Source organism: Aeromonas intestinalis (assembly GCF_054052485.1).
This window is the reverse complement of sequence record NZ_JBSTYK010000004.1, coordinates 314965-336537: the sequence shown is the minus strand read 5'-3', so window position 1 is coordinate 336537 and position 21573 is coordinate 314965. Positions and strand designations below refer to the sequence as shown.

Genomic DNA, 21573 nt, shown 5'->3' with positions numbered 1-21573 from the left:
CCCGCCCGCGGGGGGGGCCCCCCCCCCCCCCCCCCCCCACCCCCCTGCCACCCCCCCGCCCCCCCCCCCCCCCCCCCAGCTGATTACATAAACAGCAGATAATTGAGTGCCAGGGCGGTCAGCAGGGCGCCCGCCATGGGCACGCTGGTGCGCTTCACCACCACGAAGGGGGAAACCTTGGCGATGCCGGCGCAGGCGATGAGCACGGCGGCGATGGGGGAGATGCTGCGCCCGATACTGGAGGCGAGCTGCATGGGCAGCAGCATGGTCACCGCCGGCACCCCGAACTTGGCCGCCACGGCGGGGGCCAGGGTGGAGAAGCTCAGGAAGGCCGCGTTGCCGGACCCCATGATGACCGCGGCCACCATGATGAGGCCCACCATCACCAGGGTCATCAGGCCACTGCCGATACCCGCGTTGCTGGCAGAGTGCAGCAGGGTATCGATGGCACCGATGGCCTTGAGGGATTCTGCAAACAGTTCGGCGCAGACGATGAGCGCCACTACGGGGCCGAACACTTTGCCCATGCCGTCGAGGAAGCTCGACAGCCCCGCGAAGGAGGTGCGCACCGAGCGGCTACGCAGCAGCTCGCACAGCATGCCGATGAACACCGACAGCAGCATGGCCACCTCGACGCTCATCTTGATGTCATCCACCAGCAGCTTGGAGAAGGTCATCATCAGCACGAAGGGGATGATGGGCAGCAGGGCATACCAGGTCGGCGCCTTCACCTCGTCCGTCCCCTGCTCGTCGAGCTCGGCGTGATCGCCGCGGTGCTTGGCGGGATCCCAGCCATCCTGGCGGTCACAGTGACGCTGCCAGAAGAAGTGCAGCACCATGGTCACCAGCAGCATGGGGGCCACCAGCCAGATCTGGTAATCCACGAAGTAGCTGGTCGGATCCATGCCGGACTGACCGGCGGAGAAGATGGCGTTGGTCTGGGTCGGGCCGATTTCGAACGCCTGGGAGGTGGCGATGACGCCGCAGGCGGAGGCCGGGCTGATGCCGAGGTTGCGCATCACCGGGTACATGGTGACCATCAAGAGCAGACCCAGACCGGTGGCCGAGGTGACGAACAGGGAGACGAACACCGCCACCAGGTAGCAGATGGCCAGCATCAGGTAGCTGGACTGGATGCCCGCCACCGGTTTGACCGCCACCCGCACCAGGGCCTGGGAGGCGCCGATGTGGGACATGTAGGTGGCAAAGCCCGCCACCGCCATGATGGTGAGGCCAAGCCCCGCCGCCCGGTAGGAGAAGATCCCCTTGAACACCTCGAACAGGTCGAACAGGGCAAACCCCGTGCTCTTCTCCGCCGGCAGGATGGGATGCAGACCGAGCCAGTAGGCCAGGGTGAACAGGCTCATCCCCGCCAGGGCGAGCACCGCCTGGGGGTTGTAGTCCTTGACGATGCCGTAGACCACGGCGATCAGCACGAACGAGACGAATAAGAGTTCCAAAGTGCGCTCCTGATAAGGTTATCGAGGTGCGAAATCTAGTGGTGAGGCCGGGCTTTCCTATTGATCCCTATCAATAAAGATTGCTTGAGCGCACATCAACAGCATTAAATTCCAGGTAAATCACAAAAAATAGCCATTAAATCCAGCAATAAGGTTCTAGAATTCTTCTTCGTGGGGCTTTGACCAACAACCTCAACTTTTTTTGCTTTGGATCAACATCCGGGGTGGTTGAACTGGCCAAGATGCCCATCGACACAAAGCGACCATTTCGCACCGGAGAGAGTTATGACAAACCTGGCCACCGTAGAGAGCACCAACTGCGACTACAAGCTGTGGGACATCCTCGTCGAGTCTGCAAAGGAGCGCACCACCATTCGTTACTCCAAACTGGCCAAGCGGGCCGGGCTGGAGAGCAGCCAGGACGAGCTGCGCACCCTGTTGCAGCGCATCCGCATGTATTGCACCGAGCACGAGCTGCCGATCCTCTCCACCATAGTGGTGGATGACGTGGGCAAATACGGCGGCCTCTCCTCCAGCCTGCCGGGCGCCCCCTGGGAACGTGCCCGGGTATTCGATTACCAGTGGCCCGTCTCCCCCTGAGCCACATAGCTGGACATCCATACGACAAAACGCGCCCTCTGGCGCGTTTTGTGCTAACAGGGGCCCTCCATCTGGTCGAAATCCCTGTGTAAAAAGCCTGGGTGCGGGGCGCCGCCGTTGCCATCGGAAGATCGGGATGCCAGAATCGGGCCTTGCATTTATTCAGGGCCACCGGCCCCGCGATTTAAGGATCCTCATGGCCACCACCCTCTATGGCATCAAGAACTGCGACACCATCAAGAAGGCCCGCAAGTGGCTGGACGAAGCCGGTGTCGAATACCGCTTTCACGATCACAGAGCCGATGGCCTGGATCCCGCCGCGCTGGATGGCTGGCTGGCGAGCCTCGGCTGGGAGGCCCTGCTCAATACCCGTGGCACCACCTTCCGCGCCCTGCCGGAGGCGGACAAGCAAGGGCTCGACGTGGCCCGCGCCCGCACCCTGCTGCTGGCTCACCCGGCCATGATCAAGCGCCCGCTGCTGGACAAGGACGGCGAGCTGCATCTGGGTTTCAAGGCCGATCACTATCAATCCCTCTTCTCTCGTTAACTTTTTCTTTTAAGGAACGCCGATGTCGGATGTCATCGCACTGGCCAAGGATCTGATCCGCCGCCCCTCAGTAACCCCCCTGGATGAGGGGTGCCAGACCCTGATGGCGGCGCGCCTCGAGCGTCTGGGCTTCGTCATCGAGCCCATGGTGTTCGAAGACACCACCAATCTCTGGGCTCGTCGTGGCACCGAGGGTCCCCTGTTCTGCTTCGCCGGTCACACCGACGTGGTGCCGGCCGGGCCGCTGGACAAGTGGCACACCCCGCCGTTCGAGCCGACCATCCAGGACGGCATGCTCTATGGCCGCGGCGCCGCCGACATGAAGGGGTCGCTGGCCGCCATGGTGGTGGCCACCGAGCGCTTCGTCGCGGCCCATCCGGATCATGCGGGCTCCATCGCGTTTCTCATCACCTCCGATGAAGAGGGGCCCTTCATCAACGGCACCGTGCGGGTGATCGAAACGCTGGAGGCGAGAGACGAGAAGATCCGCTGGTGCATCGTCGGCGAGCCCTCCTCCACCAGCGAGGTAGGGGACGTGGTGAAGAACGGCCGGCGCGGCTCCATCACCGGCGATCTGCTGGTGCGCGGGGTACAGGGCCACGTCGCCTACCCCCATCTGGCGGACAATCCCATCCATAAAGCGGCCCCGGCCCTGGCCGAACTCGCCGCCACCGTCTGGGACGAGGGCAATGCCTACTTCCCCCCCACCAGCTTCCAGATAGCGAACATTCAGGGGGGCACCGGCGCCTCCAACGTCATCCCGGGCGAGCTGCAGGTGCAGTTCAACTTCCGCTTCAGCACCGAGCTCACCGATCAGGATATCCGCGATCGGGTCGAGGCCCTGCTGAACCGCCACGGGCTGGATTTCGAACTGAAATGGACCCTCTCCGGCCAGCCCTTCCTGACCGACACCGGCGCCCTGCTGGACGCGGCGGTGGCGGCCATCGAGCAGGTCAACGGCCAGCAACCGGCCCTGCTCACCACGGGGGGAACGTCCGATGGACGCTTTATCGCCCCCACCGGCGCCGAAGTCATCGAGCTGGGTCCCGTCAACGCCACCATCCACAAGGTGAACGAGTGCGTGAAGGCCGAGGATCTGGATCTGCTGGCAGACATGTACCAAGGGGTGCTGGCGCGCCTGCTGGCCTCATGACCAAGCCACACCGACCGGGCTGGCTGTGGGCCAGCCCGGCTTGCCATCTCATCACTAAAGGAGCGGACATGACCCAGGATCAACTGCTGGGGCTGGACGACAGTCACCTGACCCTGCTGGGACGCGGTCCCCACCGCCTCACCGTCGCCACCGCGGCGGCCTTCAACGACATGCAGGTGGCCGCCGCCTACGAGGGCCACAACCTGCAACCCGCCTCCAGCTGGCGCGGTTTCGAACGCCAGCTCGCCATCTGGAATGGCAAGTGGCGCGGCGAGCGGCCATTGCTGGACGCCAGGGGCCAGCCGCTGGATGCGCAGCAACTCGACGAGACCGAGCGGCTGCACGCCATCCTGCGCTGGAGCGCCCTGCCCGGCACCAGCCGTCACCACTGGGGGACGGATCTGGACATCTATGATCCGGACTGTCTGCCTGCGGACACCAAGCTGGCGCTGGAGCCCTGGGAGTACGAGGGAAACGGCTGGTTTGGGGAGCTGAGCGCCTGGCTCGGGGATCACATGAACGACTTCGGCTTCTTCCTCCCCTATGCCCAGCTCTCTGGCGCGGGCTGCGGGGTCGCCTACGAACCCTGGCACCTGAGCTTCCGGCTGGAGTCAGCCGATCTGCAGCTGGATCCGGATGCACTGGCGCTTTGCCTGCAGCAGGCGGATATTGAAGGCAAGGAGTGCATACTGGCCCATCTGGACGAGATCCTGGCTCGTTACGTCACTCCCGGTCTCGACGCGAGGAATCACCCATGAAGACGGGGTTTATGGAAGGCAGATTGACCATGCAGACCCGGCTCGATGAGCGCCAGGTCAGTCATGACGTCACCCCCTGTCTTAGCAAGAGGAGGACGAACCCATGAGTCTGTGGCTATGGATAGGGCTGCCGCTCTTGTTCCTGCTCGGTCTGTTTCTCAACGCCATCAAGGACATGAAACAGCTCGAGAAACAGCTCCCCAAATACAGGGACAAGATCCGGGAAGTCAAAGACGACGAAGACGACTGACTCCCAGGCTCCGGGCGCCGAACGACCTCCGGAGCCCATTTCTAGTGCCGCCCGAACCTGCCTGCCCTCTCCTTCTCGCCCCCATTCCTGCGCCAAACCAGCACCAATCGTTACTGTTTCATTTTCATTTCATTCTTGCTTCTTCACGCCTTCTTTTTGCTTAAAAACAGCACCGAAAGGTAAAAAAGTGCAAATTAATGCACGATTAAGCCACACAAGGGGACGCAAACTGCATATAATGTGCCTGTTTTGCAGCCCGCCATAAGGAGTTCGCCATTGGATGCCACCACCATCAACAGTTTCTTCTTTGTCGCAGCCTTGTTGGTGGGATGCAGTGTCCTGTTAAGTGCGCTCTCTTCCCGTATCGGCATCCCCATCCTGGTCATCTTCCTCGCCGTCGGCATGCTGGCCGGTGAGGATGGCCCCGGCGGTATCCACTTCGCCGACTACTCGGTCGCCTACCTGGTGGGCAACCTGGCGCTCGCCATCATCCTGCTGGACGGCGGCATGCGCACCCGGGTCTCGTCGTTTCGGGTCGCCCTCTGGCCCGCCCTGTCGCTCGCTACCGTCGGGGTAGCCATCACCACGGGGCTGACCGGCCTTGCCGCCGCCTGGCTGTTCGATCTGAACCTGATGCAGGGCATGCTGATCGGCGCCATCGTCGGCTCCACCGATGCGGCGGCGGTCTTCTCCCTGCTAGGCGGGCGCAGCCTGAACGAGCGGGTCAGCGCCACCCTGGAGATAGAGTCCGGCAGCAACGATCCCATGGCGGTGTTTCTCACCGTCACCCTGATCGAGGTGCTGGCCACCCAGCAACAGGGGCTGGACTGGACCTTCCTGCTGCTGCAACTCGGCAAGCAGTTTGGCCTCGGGGCCGGTATCGGCCTCGCCGGTGGCTGGTTGCTGTGGCGCCTCATCAACACCGCTCGCCTGGCTCCCGGCCTCTACCCCTTGCTCACGGTGAGCGGCGGCCTGCTCATCTTCGCCCTCACCACGGCGCTCGGCGGCAGCGGCATCCTCGCCATCTATCTCACCGGCCTCTTGCTCGGCAACCTCTCCCTGCGCAGCCGCAGCACTACCTTGTCGGTGCTCGATGGCCTGACCTGGCTCAGCCAGATCGGCATGTTCCTGGTGCTGGGGCTGCTCGCCACCCCGAGCAACCTGCTGCCCATCGCCCTGCCGGCGCTGGTGCTGGCCATGTGGATGATACTGTTTGCCCGCCCCATCTCGGTCTGGATTGGCCTGTTGCCGTTTAAAAACTTCGCCCCCCGGGAGCGCTGGTTCATCTCCTGGGTAGGGCTGCGCGGCGCCGTACCCATCATTCTGGCGGTCTTCCCCATGATGGCGGGGCTGCCCAACGCCCAGCTCTACTTCAATGTCGCCTTCTTCGTGGTGCTGGTCTCCCTCATCCTGCAGGGCAGCTCGCTGCCGCTCGCCTCCCGCCTTGCGCGAGTCGAGGTGCCGGCCCCTCCCTCTCCCATCAACCGCTCGGGTCTCGAGATCGATCTCGACAGCCAGTGGGAGACCTTCGTCTATCGCCTCGGCGATGAGAAGTGGTGCATCGGCTCCCCCTTGCGGGAGCTGCGCATGCCGGAAGGGACCCGCATCTGCGCCCTGTTCCGGGGCCAGGAACTGCTGCACCCCTCGGGCAGTACCCGGCTGCAGTCCGATGACATCCTCTGCGTCATCGGTCATGAGCGCGATCTCCCCGCCCTCGGCCAGCTGTTCAGCCAGGCCCCCGAGCAGGATCTGGGCCCGCGCTTCTTCGGTGACTTCCTGCTGGAGGCGGGTGCCAAGCTGGTGGATCTCGCCCCGCTCTACGGGCTGGATGTGAGCGAAGTGGCGGATCTGACCCTCGGCGACTTTATCGCCGGCCAGTTGGGCGATAATCTGGTGGTCGGTGACCACTTTGCCTGGCAAGGATTGCTCTGGACGGTGGCCGAGATGGAAGAGGGTGAGCCTCGCAAGATAGGGGTACGCTTCCTGGAAGAAGATCCGGTTTAAGACGCGAGTCTGCCCATAAAAATATGCTCAGCGAGCAGGGAGTTGCCCATGCCTTACCAAACACTGCTGTCTGGTCTTACCCCTCCCTCCCCCAGGCTCGGCCTCATCGAGGGCTTCTTTGGCAAGGGCTGGAGCTGGGACGCCCGCGCCCGCTACGCCCAGTGGCTGCCCCGCCACGGCTACGGCTTCTACCTCTATGCCCCGAAGGAAGACGGCTATCTGCGCAAGCACTGGGCCAAACCCTGGCCTGCGGATCAGCTGGCCGCCCTCCGTCAGCTCGCCCAGCAGTGCCGTGACAACGGCCTGGCCTTCGGGGTGGGCCTGAGCCCCATGGGGGCCCATCACGATTACGATCGTCAGCGCCCGGCCCTGCTGGAGAAGGTGCGACTCATCGAAGAGGCACTCAAGCCCGACATACTGGCGGTGCTGTTTGACGACATGAAGGGAGATACCCCGGATCTCGCCCACTGGCAGCTCACCATCGCCCACGACATCGCCGCCCACACCCGCGCCAGCCGGTTGCTGTTCTGCCCCAGCTACTACTCCACGGATCCCGTGCTGGAGAAGGTGTTCGGCGCCATGCCCCCCCACTATTTGCAAGATCTGGGGCAAGGGTTGGACAAGCGGTTCGACATCTTCTGGACCGGCCCCAAAGTCTGCTCAAGCGAATACCCGGCGGCGCACCTCAAGCAGGCCGCCGACTGGCTGCACCGCAAGCCTTTCCTCTGGGACAACTACCCGGTCAACGACGGCAGCAAGGCCAGCAGCTTCCTGCACCTGCGCGCCTTCGAGAACCGTACCGAGCTCGGGGACCTAGTGGCAGGCCATGCGGTCAATCCCATGAAGCAGGCGGCCCTCTCGGTGCTGCCCCTCGCCACCCTGCCCATCAGCTACAAGCTCGGCAAACAGTACGATCCGGACAAGGCGCTGCATGCCTCCCTCAACGCCACCTGCGGCCCGCAGATCTCCGCCATGATCCAGGCCGATCTGCCGCTGTTCCAGGATGTTGGCCTGAGTCTGCTCACCCAGGAGCAGCAGGATTACCTCAAGGCCCGCTATCTGCCATTCCAGGATCAGATCTGCGTGGACGAGATCCTGCGCTGGCTGGCGGGGGAGTATGTGTTTGACCCGGACTGCCTGACCGACTGAGCCGCGCGCTCGCCGTTCACGAAAAAGGCCCCCCTCTGCACGGCAGAGGGGGGCCTTTTTACACTGTGACATTCACCTGTCAGTCACGGCAGACTGCCCGCTAGCCCCGCAGTAACCTGAGCCCATCCGCATACATAAGCCATTGATTTAACATCGAAGAATGGCACATGGAGCTGACTCGCCAGATCCGGTTCTCAACCGAAGGCCAGCCAGACGCCGACAAACAGCATCAGGGAACCCGCGATGCGGTTCATCAGGGTGACGTTGCCGCTTTTCGCGAGGAAATGGCGCAGGGTGCGACCACCGCCCGCGTAGAGCAGCAGGCAGGAGAACTCGATGACAAGGATGAGGCCCACCAGGGCGCTGATCTGGGGCACCATCGGCTTGGCCGCGTTGATGAAGGGGGGCAGCAGGGAGATCATGAAGGCCCAGCCCTTGGGGTTGGCGATGGCGGTGACGAAGCCCTGCAGCGCCAGTCCCAGCCGGCTCGTCTCCTGCTCCTTGGATAAATCTGCCGGAATGGCCATCTTGCCCTTGGCCTGCCACATCTGGATGCCGAGCCAGAACAGATAGGCCCCGCCCACGTACTTGAAGGCCGCGAAGATGGCCGGGTAGTGCAGCATGACGGCAGCCACCCCGACCACGGAGAGCACGGACACCAGACCGACGCCGATGAGCTCGCCCCACATCATGTGCAGGGTGCGGCGCACCCCCAGACTCATGCCGAGGGTCATAGCCAGGGTCATGCACATGCCGGGGGTAACGGATACGAAGAAGAACGTGGGAATAAACAGCGCCAAGATAGCGGGATCAATCCAGTGGGACACACTACACCTCCATGGTAACAAGCCATCAATCTTGCCCATCGCCCCCCGTACGCACAAGTAAAAACCTGCGCCGCCGCCGGATTTCAGTGATTATCACCACTCCTCCCCCCGGTTCCCCCGCGCTGATGCGCAAAACCTGGCGCAGGCCCGCACATCATGAATCCACCCGAGCCCCGGCGGGCCTGACATCAATCCGCCCTCAGGCAGTGGGATCAGGGCAACAGCCAGGCGCGGCACAGCGGCGCTGTCGCCCTCATTCATCCTCTTTCATCGCCATGGGCCCCCACGTTTTAAACGAGTTTTTGAATTTCAGGCTTCATTAGGGGCTGTGCTACTCAGGCAAATATGGGTATGGTAGAGGCACGTCACTGCCCCTCACAGAGAACACCATGAGCCTGAAGTTCAAGAAACCCGCTTTTATCGCCTTGGGCCTCATCGCCCTGCTCTCCGCTATCTGGCTCGATTTCTACCTGCCGGAACACACCATCGCCACCATCACCGGGGTGGAAGTGAAGCGTACCGACAAGGATGGCCCCATCAGCCAGAAGAACCCGGCCGACGGCCCCATCACCGATGTCTACTACATCTACACCGAGCGCCCTGGTGAGAAGATCCGGGTGTTTCGCAATGAGGATACCCAGTGGGGCTGGCCCTTCTACTTCAAGTTCAATGCCGCGGATGTTCAGGCCAAGGCCAAGTCCATGGAGTTCGAGAAGCGCCTCGCCATCATCACCTCCTACGGCTGGCGCGTGAACATGTTCTCCCTGTTCCCGAACGTCACCAAGATTGAGAGCACCCAGCCCGATGCCTCCACCTGGAGCTTCTTCCGCTGGTTCTGGTTCGGCATCTGGGCCCTGGTGATGGGCAAGGCCGCCATTGCCACCTGGCGTTATTTCGACCGGCTCGAGGATGAGCTGTAAACCGGCCCGTCTGAGCGCGAACGACGTCAGGAATCGACCATGACAGAACCCAGCAAGACCCGCACCAGCTTCTACCGGCGCCTCTATGTCGCCTATCTGATAAGCCAAGGGACGGACACCGTCCCCGCCATCATGGCCGCCACCGGCATGCCGAGACGCACCGCCCAGGATACCCTGACGGCGCTGGCGGAACTCGACATCCTCTGCCTGTTCGAGCAGACCGAGGGGGCTCGCCACCTGCAGGGGCACTATCGCATCAGCGACTGGGGCCCCATCAACCCCGCCTGGATTGCAGCCCAGCTGGCGACAGTCAAGGAGACCCTGGGGTATCCCTGAGGAAGTCATCGGTGTATCCCTGAAAAAGTCATCAGCAATAAAAGAGGGGAGCCCAGGCTCCCCTCTTTCATTTCCGCCAGTGATGCTCTGAATCCGGAATATCGAGTCGCCTCCGCCTGCAATCCGCTGGAGCCGACCCCAACCACGACCCGGACGCCCGCATCTTCGAGCCCATGACCCTCTTCGCCGATGGCCGCGCCGGTTACGACACCCTGACCCAAGACGAACTGAGCGCCAACGTCTTGCGTCAGTACGAACGCTATCTGGTGCTGAGTCAGGACGAGGGACAAGATCTGCTCAGTGCGCCGCCAGAGCACAGCCCGCCGGAGGCTGGGGGCTAATGACTCTGACTAAGTGAAGAGATCGGCTGGCATGATTGGTTAGCAAGTGTGGCAACGCCTCCTGCCTTGAAGGCCATTGAATAGATTGAGCTAATTTCGCAAACGCAAAACGTGAACAATAAAATGTTACCGCAAGCCCCCGTATCGTATGAGGAGCAGGGCACCATAGCCGCACAACTATAGCGCCGATTGGCAGAGCGGGGTGCCCCCAAACCAGCCCTTCCTCAGCGGCAAGCCAGCTACTCTTGCCCCCGCCACGTCCGCCGCCCTCAATAAAATCAAGGGCCATGGGAATCCTTGTCCTACCCCTCCCCATTTTTTGAACTGGCGCATAAAACGCAGATCTTCCTGATATTTACGTCAATTTTTGACTGGTGAGACCAGATTCGATTGGTTTAACATAGCCATCCGGTGCCTATTTCAGGGATAACTCAATCTGAACTTACTGTTACATAGAATCTATTGAGGTTCAGTAATGCTTAAGGAAATAGATATTTTTCATGTGAAGTAAAAACTATGACTATTAATTAACGCAAAAAATCAATTCTTTTAGTTAAGAAAATCATCTGTCTATATTTTATATCGTCTTTATAGTTTAATCTGAGAGGATGAAATGAGCTTTGCAGAAGATGAGCTATTTGAGAATGAAGTAAGGCGCATAGCTAGAGCGAGATGACCTGAAGCTCAATATGCTGGAGCAGCCAAAATTAACGGAAGGGAAAGAGATGGGATTTTTGAAACTGAAGAGGTGATCCATTTTCTTGAAATGACTACATCTAGAAGAGAAGATAAAGCAAAAGAAGATACAAAAAAACTATTTCAATTAATTTCAACACATCAAAAATCAGGTTCAATAAAGGGGGCTATAGGTTGGTTTATAACCAAGGATGAACCTACCGCAGATCAAAGAGAAGTTGTAAAAATATATGGCAAAAATCAAGTCAAAGCAGTTTCATTAGCTCAGTTCCAGCAAGCTATTATTGACGTCCATAGTTATTTTGAGAAAAGAGACAACCATCTTTTTGGTAGTGTGGCAGACCCAAATACAGGAGAGATAAACTATCAAGGAGAATATATACAGCTCGATTTATTTCCTGTAAACAATAATGAGTCTATTAGCTTACAGAATATTATAGATGGACTAGAAACAGGTGATAGTTATGTTCTCCTAGGTGATTATGGTGCTGGTAAAAGCATGACCCTAAGAGAAATATATTTCAAACTTAGAGCAAAATATCGCATAGGAGAAACAGCGAAATTCCCAATATATATAAACTTAAGGGAACATTCTGGGCAAGATGATCCTTCTGAATTGCTAGAGCGTCATGGCCGAAAAATTGGGTTTGAAAGACCTAGCAGTCTTATTGCTGCTTGGCGCGCAGGTTTTGCAATATTACTAATTGACGGTTTTGATGAAATAACGTCCCTCGGCATTTCATCAATCAAAACCAAGCTAAGAGAGGCTAGACGACGCTCTTTAGAAGCTGTCCGAAAAATGCTAGAACAGACTCCCTCATCTGTTGGGTATATCGTATCTGGAAGAGAACATTTTTTTAGCACTATAGAGGAGAGAAAATCGGCCCTATCTATAAGAGAGAAATCACAAACTATTATACTTGGTGAATTAAATAAAAAACAAGTTGCTAGGTATATACAAAAAATAGTTGGTGATAAAATCGCAGTCCCAGACTGGTTACCTACGAGACCCTTACTAATATCATATCTTGCCACGCGAGGAATATTACAACAATCTCAGGACATAATATCATCAATAGACTCCATTGATGGATGGAACATACTTTTAGATAAAATTTTTGAGCGAGAAGCAAGGATAAGCCCTAGCCTTGATGGTCCAACCTTAAGACTCATCCTAGAAAGATTGGCAACAATGGCAAGGTCAACACAAGATGGCCTAGGTCCACTAACACAGGAACAGATTAGAAGTGCATATGTACAAATATGTGAGTCTGAACCAGATGATCAAGCAAACTTATTGCTTCAGCGCTTACCTGGATTAGGAATATACAGACATGAAGATGAAACAAGAACTTTTATTGACATTGAACTAGCTGGCGTCTGTCGAGCAAGAGATATTTTTAGCTTTGTCGAAAACCCATATGGTGAAATACAGAATGATGGATGGCTTTCATCCATGCGAACAGTTAATGAATTTGCAGGAAAAACTACGATCGTAAGAGCAAGTAGATATATCAAACAACAATTAACATCTACAAATATTGAGTCTGCGTTTCAGTCCATAAAAGATAAAACCGAACTTGACATATTAAAATCTGATCTAGCTATACTATGTGCTGAGCATCCTCTTGCTCCAAAGCAAAAAATGCTAATAGAAAATGCAGTATTTGAGAACTATACGTTTTCTCCTACAGAGCAAGATTCAGATCTATCTTTGATAACTTTTAAGGACTGTATTTTCGAATGGTTAGAGATAGGTGATAAATGCCAATCTGAAAAGCTACCATATTTTTCAGGATGTTTAGTAATGTTTGTATCTGATAGAACTTGCATTGAGGACTTACCCGCATCAAAATTTGATAGCACATGTGTAATAGAAAAGTTTTCACAATCCGTAAACACTCAAAGCTCTATTCTAAACTCAAGTTTGTCTAGGGGTGAAAAACTGGTGTTGTCAATACTTAGAAAGGTTTTCATTCAAAGTTTAAGTGGGCGTTCTGAAACAGCTCTTGTCCGAGGATTAGACCTGAATGATAGAGCATTGGTATCTGATGCTATCAAACTACTTCAGCAGAATGGGCTGTTAGACTTATATAGTCGTGGTGATGGTAATGTTTGGATACCAGTTAGAAAAGAATTAAATAGAGTTAGAAGAATTCTTAGCTCTCCATCAACTTGTGGAGATAAGGTCTTGGATGATGCAAAAATGCTAATAAAGTGAATGTATAACTATTTGCCCCTCCTTTTTCAATTAAGAAAAGGGAGGGGCATAAAAATCAACTATAAATATCAAGCTATTAAACCCATTTAACTAATCCCCTAACTTTCTAACCCTCCACATGTTTGTGCGATCTGCAAGTCATCAGTTACTTTCTCTCCCCCCAACAACAAACTATGAGCGTAGGAAAGCAGCAGTAAAGTTCCTAGATAGTCGGCCTGCTCCTAAGCAAACCGCTGGCTGCGACGAGAACTCCAGACAGTTGTCCGGCTTATCGAACAGCCGCTCGAACTTGAACCACCTTTCCCTATACAGAAAACAAAAATCCCCCATTACTGGGGGATTTTTGTTTCTATCGATTACCTCGACACAGCAGTTAGCCCACCAAAAATGCCCTCAACCGGGCAAACTCCGCAGGCAAATTAACGGAGAGCAGCGGCACGTCCAGCCCCAGGATCTCGCCCATCGATTCCTTGGACTTGTGCAGAGGCTTATACGCTTTTCAGTGTCTGGGTATTCCCCTCCCTCCAACCAATACTCCCTTTCAATCCCCACCCCGGCCACAAAGTCAGGATCGTGGGAGACAAGTAGCAGGGTGCCCGGATAGTCGGCCAATACCTGAGTGAGCAACTGGCGGGAGGCGTGATCCAGGTGGTTGTCCGGCTCATCGAGCAGCAGCAGCTCTGGCTGCTGGGCCAACACCATCAAGAGGCCCAATTTCAGCCGCTCGCCACCGCTCAAGCCATGGCTTGGTTGCAAGGCTCTGTCTCGCCGCAATCCGATACCCGCCAGCCGGGTTCTCGCCTCGCTCTCAGCCAGTGTCGGCGCCACCGCCAGCAAGTTGGCAAGCGGACTGAGCGCCGTGTCGATAAGACTCAATCCCTGATCCAGACAGGCAAGCCTGTCGCTGATCCGGTAGGAACCCGACTCGGGCGCAAGATCCCCGCGCAGCATTCTGAGCAGGCTCGATTTTCCGCTACCATTCTTGCCGCTGAGCAGGCAGCGATCTCCCCGCTGTAGCACCAGACTGACCGATTGATTATGCCAACGGGGGTGACAGGTCGCCGTGATCGCCAGCGGCTGGGCACTGCCCGATTTGCGGGCATCGGCTCCATACTGCCACTGCATGCGCAGGGGCTGCACCGCCGCCAGCGCGGCGGCCGCATCTGCCTTGAGGCCCAGTTGCTGTTGATGACCACGCTCATGGCGATCCAGTACCTTGCCAAGAGACTTGCCCGCCTGATCCGCGTTGAAATCCAGCAGGACCTTGGCCTGAGAGCCGCGATCCCGCCGTCCCTGACTGGCGCGCTTTGCCGCCTGCTCGCGCACTCTTTGCAGCGCCTGGGCGGCCGCCTTCTCACTGCGTACGGCCAGATCCAGGCGCGCATGTCTGGCGGCCTGCTCCTGTGCCTGCTGCTGCAGATAGGCCTGGAATGAAAGCTGGGAGCTTTGCAGCCCCTGCTCGCTTAACTCGAACAGTTGTTGGGCTTGATTGAGCAACCGCCGGTCGTGGCTCACCAGCAGATAACCGCCAGGGTGGAGAGCCAGTTGCCGTCCAAGCCAGTCGATGCCCTCGGCGTCGAGATGATTGTCAGGCTCATCCAGCAGCAGGAAGTGATCCGGGTTGGCAAAGAGCGCCAACAGCCTTAGCCGGGTGAGTTGACCGCCACTTAGACGGGTCAGTGGTTGTTTGATATCGACAGCCAGCTTGGCCTCGGCCAGGATCGCCGCGAGGTCCTCTCGCAAGGTCCAGCGCTCTGCCAACAGATCGAAATCCCGACTGTCGATACTGCCCTGCTCGATGCGCTCAAGGGCGCCCAGGGCCTCCCCCCAGCCAATAACGTCGGCCACTGAGCCTTCACGGTCGGGGGCGAATTGGGAAAGCCAGGCGATGGGCTGAGCCCATTCCACCTTGCCCGATACGGGGGAGCGCAAACCGGCCAACACCGCCAGCAGCAGGCTCTTGCCGATGCCATTGCGACCGATCAGGGTACAGGGCGCCTGGGGCAGGGAAAACGTGAGGGGCGCAATGCCGGGCAGATAAGGCAGTTGCAACTGTTTGATATGACATGAAATAGGGGTCATCTGTACTCCTGTGGGTCAATGCCGGAGCATCAAGCCAAGAGCCAAGCCAAATGACAGGGACGTGCGTCCACGGATACGAAGCAATGAGGAATCAACATCAACCTGTCACGGTAAAGACGCACCCGGCCTCGCAAAGCGAGGGCAAAGACGATAAGGGGTGCGGACAGGTTAAATGCGCATCGGAGGAAATACTCAGGTGTAAAGGGAGCCCAGAGGCTAACCCAATGCCGGCAGCAAGGTCAACCGACACTCAAGGGGCGCTTGATTCACCTCAAAAACGGGCGAAAGCCGCCCCCATCCCGAGGGCGGCTGTTGGACATGAATAACGGCCATGACAGAGCCTTGTGCAAGGCCGCCGATAAACGGCGGCCCCTGCATCACCACTCGCTGCGGGGATGACTCCTGTTTTTCGCCTCCACCATGGCGATCAGGATGGCCATGAAGCTCGATATCAACATCAGCCCCATGGCGATGGGAAACGTCACCAGGACGTAAGAGAAACGCCCGATCTCTGCCGCCGGAGAGTCCGATAGCATCATCATTGGCAGGGGGAATACCAATAACAGGGCGAGGTAAAAAAGGATCCTGGCGATCATCAGGGGGGTCTTGAGGGATTGGGTCACTATCTTTCGGTACGGCCACATGATGGTTTGCTCCCTGCACTGTGGTTTTGTTGTTGTCAGTCGGCCGCGCCCATGGGAAGTCTGCGGCCTTGCTCGTCCATGATGGTTTTCAAGCAGCACCCTGATTAACAGCCGGGAGGGATAGGGTCAATAGGGCTTCTGTGGCCCTGTATATACCTCGATATTGATTGTCCTTATGGGGCCGGTTTTGATAGCAGAAGTGATCACCAAACCATGACCAGACAACAGCAACCACTGCCATAAAACCTGCTGGCAGCAGGTTGTGATGGGCATCCATTCGGGGTCTTGTGTCGGGAGCCAGGCTGTGATTCTGAGTTCACACTGGAAAAAGCCTTTTATGGCCAAGTTGTTATCCCGGCATCAACGGTGGAAGACCCCCTCTGCCGCCAGTAGCGCAGTACCGTAGGAGTTATCGATGGTGCAGCGCCACTGCCCATCGGCTTCTTTGCGAAACACATAGGTGGCGCGGCGGGTTTCATCGATAACCCCTCCCTCACCACCCGGGTAGCGCAGCCGGGTCTCCATAATTACCAACGCATTGTCGGCCCCCTCGATCACCTCCATGGCCCCCTGTTCTACCTTGAGCTGGCCTTGAAAATAATCGGAGATAGCGCTGAAGGCGCGGCGAATGGCGGGAATGCCGCGTACCACCATGCCGGGTTTGACCACCAGGGCGGCGTCCTCGGCGTAGAAGGCCATCAGGGCGTCGAAATCGCGCCGGGAGATGGCGGCGTCGCAGGTTTCGATAAGCGTGCGAAGGGGATGCTGGCTCATGCTCTGCTCCTCAATCCTCTGGGTTAATCTAAGACGGTTTCAGCCTCTGGCCAAAAACAAACATCCCCCGAAGCCGGGGGATGTTTCAGGTTGCTTAACCGAGCAGGAAGGCCCGTAGCGGCGCGAACTCTGCCGGCAGGTTGTGGGACAAGAGCGGCAGGGCGGCGTGCTTGGCAAGGGGCCCAGGCAGCGGCACATCCAGCCCCAGGATCTCGTCCACCGACTCCTTGAACTTGGCGGGATGGGCGGTGCACAGGAACACTCCCACCTCGTCCTCACCGAGCTGCTCCCCCAGCAGATCCCAGGCGATGGCGCCGTGGGGCTCGCACAAGTAGTCCAGCTGGTGCAGGCGTTTGAGCGCATCACGGGTCTGGACATCGTCACGCATGCCTGACCCTAAGGTTTCCAGCGCCCAGCCGTTGCGGCGGCACAGCTCCTCTACCCTAGGCCAGTTGTTGGGGCGGCTCACGTCCATGGCGTTGGAGAGCGTTGCGACCGTCTGGTGCGGCTCCCACTGGCCGGATTTGAGGTAGCGCGGCACGGTATCGTTGGCGTTGGTGGCGGCGATGAAGCGTTTCACCGGCAGCCCCAGCGCCTTGGCAATCAGGCCTGCGGTCAGGTTGCCGAAGTTGCCGGACGGCACGCTGATGACCGCTTTATGGCGCTCTGAGCGCGGCAGCTGGGCCACGGCTTCGAAGTAGTAGCAGACCTGCGCCAGCAGGCGGCTGATATTGATGGAGTTGGCGGAGTTCAGGCCGATGGCCTTTTTCAGCGCCTCGTCGTCGAAGGCCTGTTTCACCAGCGCCTGGCAGGCGTCGAAGTCGCCGTCGATGGCGATGGTGCGGATGTTGCCCCCTAAGGTGCAGAACAGCGCCTCCTGCAAGGGGCTGATCTTGCCCTTGGGATAGAGGATGACCACTTCTATCCCCTCCAGGCCATAGAAGGCGTGGGCTACGGCGGCGCCGGTGTCGCCGGAGGTGGCGGTCAAGATAGTGATCTTGTCGTTGGTGCGGAAGGCGGCCAGGCACTGGGCCATGAAGCGGCCGCCGAAGTCCTTGAACGCCAGGGTCGGGCCATGGAACAGCTCCAGGGCATAGGTATTGTCTTTAAGCTTCACCAGGGGCGCGGGGAAGGTGAAGGCGGCGCTGATCAGCTCGCTGACCTTAGGCAAGGGCACCTCATCCCCCAGCAGGTGGCTGATGATACGGGCCGAGCGCTCGGCCAGCGGCAAGTCCAGCAAGGCATCCACATCGGCCAGCGGTTCCAGTTTCTCGGGGAAGAAGAGCCCCTGTTCGCGGCCCAACCCCTGGCGCACCGCCTGGGCGAAGCTGACCTGTTCACTCTTGTCCTTGATATTGTAAAGATTCATAGCTCGCTTCCTGTTACCCGTGCCCCGGCCATGTCCAATTTACAGACCCGGGCAAATCCATCTTCGTTCTGCACGAAATGTGCGTCCATCCAATCCTTCATGCGCTCGGCCTGGGCCAGATCCTTCATCACCACGAAGACGCTGGGGCCGGAACCCGAGATGCCGGTGGCGAGCGCCCCGTTCTGGGCGGCCTGGGCCCGCACCTCGTTGAAACCCTCGATCAGGGCCGCGCGGTAGGGTTCGGCAATCACGTCTTTCAAGACGCTGGCGGCCAGCCCTTCCTGGCGGGTGTAGCTTGCATGCACGAAGGCGGCCAGCCGGCGACCGTAGGTGAGGCAATCCTGGCGGCGATACTGGGCCGGCAGGATGGCGCGGGCGGCGGCGGTGGAGACCACGGTACCCGGGTAGCAGACCACCCAGTACCACTCCTCGAACACCGGAATACCCTGACTGATGACGCCTGCTTCTTCCACGATCAGCTGCATGCCACCGAGATAGCAGGGGGCTACGTTGTCGTAGTGCACGGAGCCAGAGATACGTCCTTCCATCTCCCCCATCAGCAGCAGAAGATCGTGCTCACTCAGCGGGTTGTCGTGGAAGGCGTTGAGGCCCTCCAGGGCCGCCACCACGCTGCAGGCGCTGGAACCCATGCCGGAGCCCACCGGCAGGTTCTTCTCCAGCACCATCTCCAGCGGCCGCAGTGCCTTGCCCAGCTTGGCCAGCGACTCGCCGTAACCGACCCAGCAGTCATGGAGGATGTTCTTTTTGGGATCGTCCGGCAACTTGTGGGCATAGCGCCCCACAGCCGACAGCGCAAACGGCACCTCTGCCGCCTTGACCTGAACGCGATCCCCCAGGAGGGAGCCATCCACGGGGGCGAGTGCCGCCCCCAACACATCGAAGCCCACGCTCAGATTGGCGCTGGAGGCCGGGGCATAAGCCACTACACTGCGGCTCTGGTACATGTCTGAACTCATGCTTATAGCTCCTGCTTCCAGTTCTGGGTGCGCAGCACATCGGCGAAGACACCGGCGGCGGTCACCTCGGTACCCGCGCCATAGCCGCGCAGCACCAGGGGGATGGGCTGGTAATAGGTGGAGAAGAAGGCGAGCGCGTTCTCCCCGTCCTTGACCTTGAACAGCGGTTCATCGGCGCCGACCGCCTTGATGGCGACCTTGCACTTGCCCCCCTCGATGGAGCCCACGTAGCGCAGCACCTTGCCTTCACGCTGGGCAGCCGCGAACTGGTCACGGAACCAGCCGTCTGCCTCCGGCAAACGGGCCATAAAGGCCTCCACGTCGCCACTGACGTCAAAGCCCGGCGGCAGCGCCTGCTCCACTTCCACATCGGACAGCTCCAGCGCCATGCCGGCCTCACGGGCCAGGATCAAGAGCTTGCGGGCCACGTCCATGCCGTTCAGATCGTCGCGGGGATCCGGCTCGGTGAAGCCGTTGCCACGGGCAATGCCGGTGGCCTCGGAGAAGCTCATCCCCTCGTCCAGCTTGCCGAAGATGAAGGAGAGCGACCCGGACAGCACGCCGTCGAAGGCGCGCAGCTTGTCGCCGGCCTTGATGAGGTTCTGCAGGTTCTCGATGACCGGCAGACCGGCGCCGACGTTGGTCTCGTACAGGAACTTGCGGCGAGTCTGGCGGGCGGTGCGGCGCAGCGCCTTGTAGTAATCGAGCGACCCGGTGTTGGCCTTCTTGTTCGGGGTGACCACGTGGAAACCGGCGGCCAGGAAGTCCGCATATTGGACGGCGACCGCTTCGCTGGAGGTGCAATCGACGATCACAGGGTTGATGAGATGACTCTCTTCCACCGCTTTTTTCACCGACTCCAGGCTGAAGCTGTCCCGGGCCTCCACCAGTTGCTCGCGCCAGTTGGCGAGGTTGAGACCATCCTTGTTGACCGCCATCTGGCGGCTGTTGGCGATGCCGACCACCCGCAGGCCGGTGCCCTGCTCGGCCAGCACGGGTTGCTGACGGGCAATCTGATCCACCAGGGCCGCACCGACGCCGCCGACGCCGACCACGAACAGATCGATGAACTGCTGGCTGCCGAAGAAGTTCTGGTGGCAGGCCTTGATGGCTTCCGCCACCTTGCGATCCCGCACCACGGCGGAGATGGAGCGCTCGCTCGACCCCTGCGCGATGGCGACGATGTTGATGGAAGCCTGGGCCAGGGAGGTGAAGAAGCGCGCCGCCATCCCTTTGGATGTGCGCATGCCGTCCCCGATGAGGGAGATGATGGCGAGATCGGTCATGATCTCGAGGGGATCCAGCAGCTGGTTCTTGAATTCCAGTTCGAACTCGCGCTCCAGCACCTTGCGGGTCTTGTCGCAATCGTAGCTGTGGATGCAGAAGCTGACGCTGTACTCGGAGGATGACTGGGTGATGAGGACGATGCTGACCCCGGCGCGGGAGACGGCGGAGAAGATCCGGCCCGCCATGCCCACCATGCCCTTCATGCCGGGGCCGGAGACGTTGAACATGCACATGCCGGAGAGATCCGAGATGGCCTTCACTTTCAGGTCATCATCCCCCTGCTCGACCCCGATAAGCGTCCCCGGCCCTTGCGGGTTGAAGCTGTTCTTGATGAGACAGGGGATGTGGAACTGGGCCACGGGGGCGATGGTTTTCGGGTGCAGCACCTTGGCACCGAAGTAGGAGAGCTCCATCGCCTCCTTGTAGGAGAGGGTTTTGAGCAAGTAAGCGTCCGGCACCAGGCGCGGATCGCAGTTGTAGCAGCCCTCCACGTCGGTCCAGATCTCGCAGCACTCCGCATCGACGCAGGCGGCCAGCACGGCGGCGGAGTAGTCGGAGCCGTTACGGCCCAGCAGCACGGTCTCACCCTTGTCGCTGCCACCGGTGAAGCCCGGCATCAGATAGAGACAATCGGAACGCAGGCCCTTGGCGGCGAAGCGCAGGCGGGAGGCCTCGATGTCGACGTGCGCCTCCAGATAGCCGCCGTCGGTGACCAGCAACTGTTCCGGCACGATGAGATCCAGTTCGAGACCACGTACCCGCAGCAGCTCGTGCATGAAGGCGATGGAGAGGTTCTCGCCCCGGCTCAGGATGCGGGCCTGCACGTTGTCCGGGCAGAGCCCGAGCAGCCGGATGCCCTGCATCAACCGCTCGACCTGATCCAGTTCGCTGGTCAGACGGGCCAGCAGGGCCTTGTCATCCAGGGCCGGATAGGCCGCCTTGAGCCCCGCCAGCAGGCGGGAGAAGATACCGTTGATCTCGAACAGGGTACTACTGGCATCCATGCCGCGACTGGTCTGTTCTACCAGGGCCACCAGATGATTGGTCACCTTGGCCGGGGCCGACAACACCAGGGCGACCTGGGACTGACCATGGGTGTTCACCGCGATATCGGCAACCCGTAGGAAACGTTCTGCATCGGCCAGTGACGACCCGCCAAACTTCAACACTCTCATCGC

The 21573-nt window shown here is 59.0% G+C and carries 19 protein-coding genes; 11 read left to right on the top strand and 8 right to left on the bottom strand.

Translation table 11 applies throughout. From position 1 onward, the window contains the following. Window positions 1–83: 83 nt before the first annotated feature. Window positions 84–1460 (bottom strand): C4-dicarboxylate transporter DcuC, encoded by a 1377-nt coding sequence (dcuC, locus tag ACW5W7_RS07525; RefSeq protein ID WP_456501300.1) that lies wholly within the window; start codon window positions 1458–1460, stop codon window positions 84–86. Between the two features lie 285 nt (window positions 1461–1745). On the opposite strand from dcuC, the gene ACW5W7_RS07520 reads away from it, so the two are divergent. From ACW5W7_RS07520 to ACW5W7_RS07490, 7 genes are all read left to right on the top strand, one after another. Then, window positions 1746–2060, top strand: coding sequence for a hypothetical protein (locus tag ACW5W7_RS07520; RefSeq protein ID WP_434666634.1), 315 nt, complete (start codon window positions 1746–1748; stop codon window positions 2058–2060). A 196-nt stretch (window positions 2061–2256) separates the two neighbouring features. Beyond that, window positions 2257–2607, top strand: a complete 351-nt coding sequence (locus tag ACW5W7_RS07515) for an ArsC family reductase (protein ID WP_456501299.1) — start codon at window positions 2257–2259, stop codon at window positions 2605–2607. A 22-nt stretch (window positions 2608–2629) separates the two neighbouring features. Next, on the top strand, window positions 2630–3760 hold the full coding sequence (gene dapE, locus ACW5W7_RS07510; RefSeq protein WP_456501298.1) for a succinyl-diaminopimelate desuccinylase: 1131 nt from the start codon (window positions 2630–2632) through the stop codon (window positions 3758–3760). Between the two features lie 68 nt (window positions 3761–3828). Then, entirely contained in the window at window positions 3829–4518 is a 690-nt protein-coding gene (locus ACW5W7_RS07505) for a M15 family metallopeptidase (RefSeq protein WP_456501297.1), read from the top strand. Between the two features lie 103 nt (window positions 4519–4621). Beyond that, window positions 4622–4768: a hypothetical protein gene (locus tag ACW5W7_RS07500; RefSeq protein ID WP_005325762.1), complete on the top strand. Its 147-nt coding sequence runs from the start codon at window positions 4622–4624 to the stop codon at window positions 4766–4768. Window positions 4769–5044: 276 nt separating this feature from the next. Continuing rightward, window positions 5045–6772 (top strand): potassium/proton antiporter, encoded by a 1728-nt coding sequence (locus ACW5W7_RS07495; protein WP_434666625.1) that lies wholly within the window; start codon window positions 5045–5047, stop codon window positions 6770–6772. A gap of 48 nt (window positions 6773–6820) precedes the next feature. Beyond that, window positions 6821–7921, top strand: a complete 1101-nt coding sequence (locus ACW5W7_RS07490) for a beta-N-acetylglucosaminidase domain-containing protein (protein ID WP_349921546.1) — start codon at window positions 6821–6823, stop codon at window positions 7919–7921. Between the two features lie 194 nt (window positions 7922–8115). On the opposite strand, the gene ACW5W7_RS07485 is transcribed toward ACW5W7_RS07490, so the two are convergent. Continuing rightward, window positions 8116–8748: a LysE family translocator gene (locus ACW5W7_RS07485; RefSeq protein WP_349921545.1), complete on the bottom strand. Its 633-nt coding sequence runs from the start codon at window positions 8746–8748 to the stop codon at window positions 8116–8118. Window positions 8749–9137: 389 nt separating this feature from the next. On the opposite strand from ACW5W7_RS07485, the gene ACW5W7_RS07480 reads away from it, so the two are divergent. The 4 genes from ACW5W7_RS07480 (at window position 9138) to ACW5W7_RS07465 (ending at window position 13262) form a co-directional block, all read left to right on the top strand. After that, complete coding sequence (locus ACW5W7_RS07480; RefSeq protein WP_349921544.1) at window positions 9138–9668, top strand: DUF1523 family protein; 531 nt, start codon at window positions 9138–9140, stop codon at window positions 9666–9668. Between the two features lie 39 nt (window positions 9669–9707). Further along, on the top strand, window positions 9708–10004 hold the full coding sequence (locus tag ACW5W7_RS07475) for a winged helix-turn-helix domain-containing protein (RefSeq protein ID WP_349921543.1): 297 nt from the start codon (window positions 9708–9710) through the stop codon (window positions 10002–10004). A 173-nt stretch (window positions 10005–10177) separates the two neighbouring features. Beyond that, window positions 10178–10345, top strand: a complete 168-nt coding sequence (locus ACW5W7_RS07470; RefSeq protein WP_456501296.1) for a hypothetical protein — start codon at window positions 10178–10180, stop codon at window positions 10343–10345. A 766-nt stretch (window positions 10346–11111) separates the two neighbouring features. Continuing rightward, entirely contained in the window at window positions 11112–13262 is a 2151-nt protein-coding gene (locus ACW5W7_RS07465) for an NACHT domain-containing protein (RefSeq protein WP_456501295.1), read from the top strand. A 393-nt stretch (window positions 13263–13655) separates the two neighbouring features. Here ACW5W7_RS07465 and ACW5W7_RS07460 read toward each other — a convergent pair whose 3' ends face one another. From ACW5W7_RS07460 to thrA, 6 genes are all read right to left on the bottom strand, one after another. Continuing rightward, on the bottom strand, window positions 13656–15344 hold the full coding sequence (locus ACW5W7_RS07460) for an ATP-binding cassette domain-containing protein (protein WP_456501294.1): 1689 nt from the start codon (window positions 15342–15344) through the stop codon (window positions 13656–13658). Window positions 15345–15721: 377 nt separating this feature from the next. Next, entirely contained in the window at window positions 15722–15988 is a 267-nt protein-coding gene (locus ACW5W7_RS07455; protein WP_456501293.1) for a hypothetical protein, read from the bottom strand. Between the two features lie 360 nt (window positions 15989–16348). After that, entirely contained in the window at window positions 16349–16762 is a 414-nt protein-coding gene (locus tag ACW5W7_RS07450; RefSeq protein WP_456501292.1) for a YybH family protein, read from the bottom strand. A 94-nt stretch (window positions 16763–16856) separates the two neighbouring features. After that, entirely contained in the window at window positions 16857–18131 is a 1275-nt protein-coding gene (thrC, locus tag ACW5W7_RS07445; RefSeq protein ID WP_456501291.1) for a threonine synthase, read from the bottom strand. Continuing rightward, a complete protein-coding gene (thrB, locus tag ACW5W7_RS07440) occupies window positions 18128–19108 on the bottom strand; it encodes a homoserine kinase (RefSeq protein WP_456501290.1) in 981 nt (326 codons plus the stop codon). The genes thrC and thrB overlap by 4 nt, the downstream gene beginning before the upstream one ends. A gap of 2 nt (window positions 19109–19110) precedes the next feature. After that, complete coding sequence (thrA, locus tag ACW5W7_RS07435; protein WP_349921532.1) at window positions 19111–21570, bottom strand: bifunctional aspartate kinase/homoserine dehydrogenase I; 2460 nt, start codon at window positions 21568–21570, stop codon at window positions 19111–19113. Window positions 21571–21573 lie beyond the last annotated feature (3 nt).

Coding starts and splice junctions, on each gene's coding strand:
- ACW5W7_RS07465 (WP_456501295.1), top strand. CDS start 11,112: ATGACTACATCTAGAAGAGAAGATAAAGCAAAAGAAGATACAAAAAAA.
- ACW5W7_RS07515 (WP_456501299.1), top strand. CDS start 2,257: ATGGCCACCACCCTCTATGGCATCAAGAACTGCGACACCATCAAGAAG.
- ACW5W7_RS07490 (WP_349921546.1), top strand. CDS start 6,821: ATGCCTTACCAAACACTGCTGTCTGGTCTTACCCCTCCCTCCCCCAGG.
- ACW5W7_RS07460 (WP_456501294.1), bottom strand. CDS start 15,344: ATGACCCCTATTTCATGTCATATCAAACAGTTGCAACTGCCTTATCTG.
- ACW5W7_RS07500 (WP_005325762.1), top strand. CDS start 4,622: ATGAGTCTGTGGCTATGGATAGGGCTGCCGCTCTTGTTCCTGCTCGGT.
- ACW5W7_RS07470 (WP_456501296.1), top strand. CDS start 10,178: ATGACCCTCTTCGCCGATGGCCGCGCCGGTTACGACACCCTGACCCAA.
- ACW5W7_RS07520 (WP_434666634.1), top strand. CDS start 1,746: ATGACAAACCTGGCCACCGTAGAGAGCACCAACTGCGACTACAAGCTG.
- thrA (WP_349921532.1), bottom strand. CDS start 21,570: ATGAGAGTGTTGAAGTTTGGCGGGTCGTCACTGGCCGATGCAGAACGT.
- dapE (WP_456501298.1), top strand. CDS start 2,630: ATGTCGGATGTCATCGCACTGGCCAAGGATCTGATCCGCCGCCCCTCA.
- ACW5W7_RS07475 (WP_349921543.1), top strand. CDS start 9,708: ATGACAGAACCCAGCAAGACCCGCACCAGCTTCTACCGGCGCCTCTAT.
- thrB (WP_456501290.1), bottom strand. CDS start 19,108: ATGAGTTCAGACATGTACCAGAGCCGCAGTGTAGTGGCTTATGCCCCG.
- ACW5W7_RS07480 (WP_349921544.1), top strand. CDS start 9,138: ATGAGCCTGAAGTTCAAGAAACCCGCTTTTATCGCCTTGGGCCTCATC.
- ACW5W7_RS07450 (WP_456501292.1), bottom strand. CDS start 16,762: ATGAGCCAGCATCCCCTTCGCACGCTTATCGAAACCTGCGACGCCGCC.
- ACW5W7_RS07455 (WP_456501293.1), bottom strand. CDS start 15,988: ATGTGGCCGTACCGAAAGATAGTGACCCAATCCCTCAAGACCCCCCTG.
- ACW5W7_RS07505 (WP_456501297.1), top strand. CDS start 3,829: ATGACCCAGGATCAACTGCTGGGGCTGGACGACAGTCACCTGACCCTG.
- thrC (WP_456501291.1), bottom strand. CDS start 18,131: ATGAATCTTTACAATATCAAGGACAAGAGTGAACAGGTCAGCTTCGCC.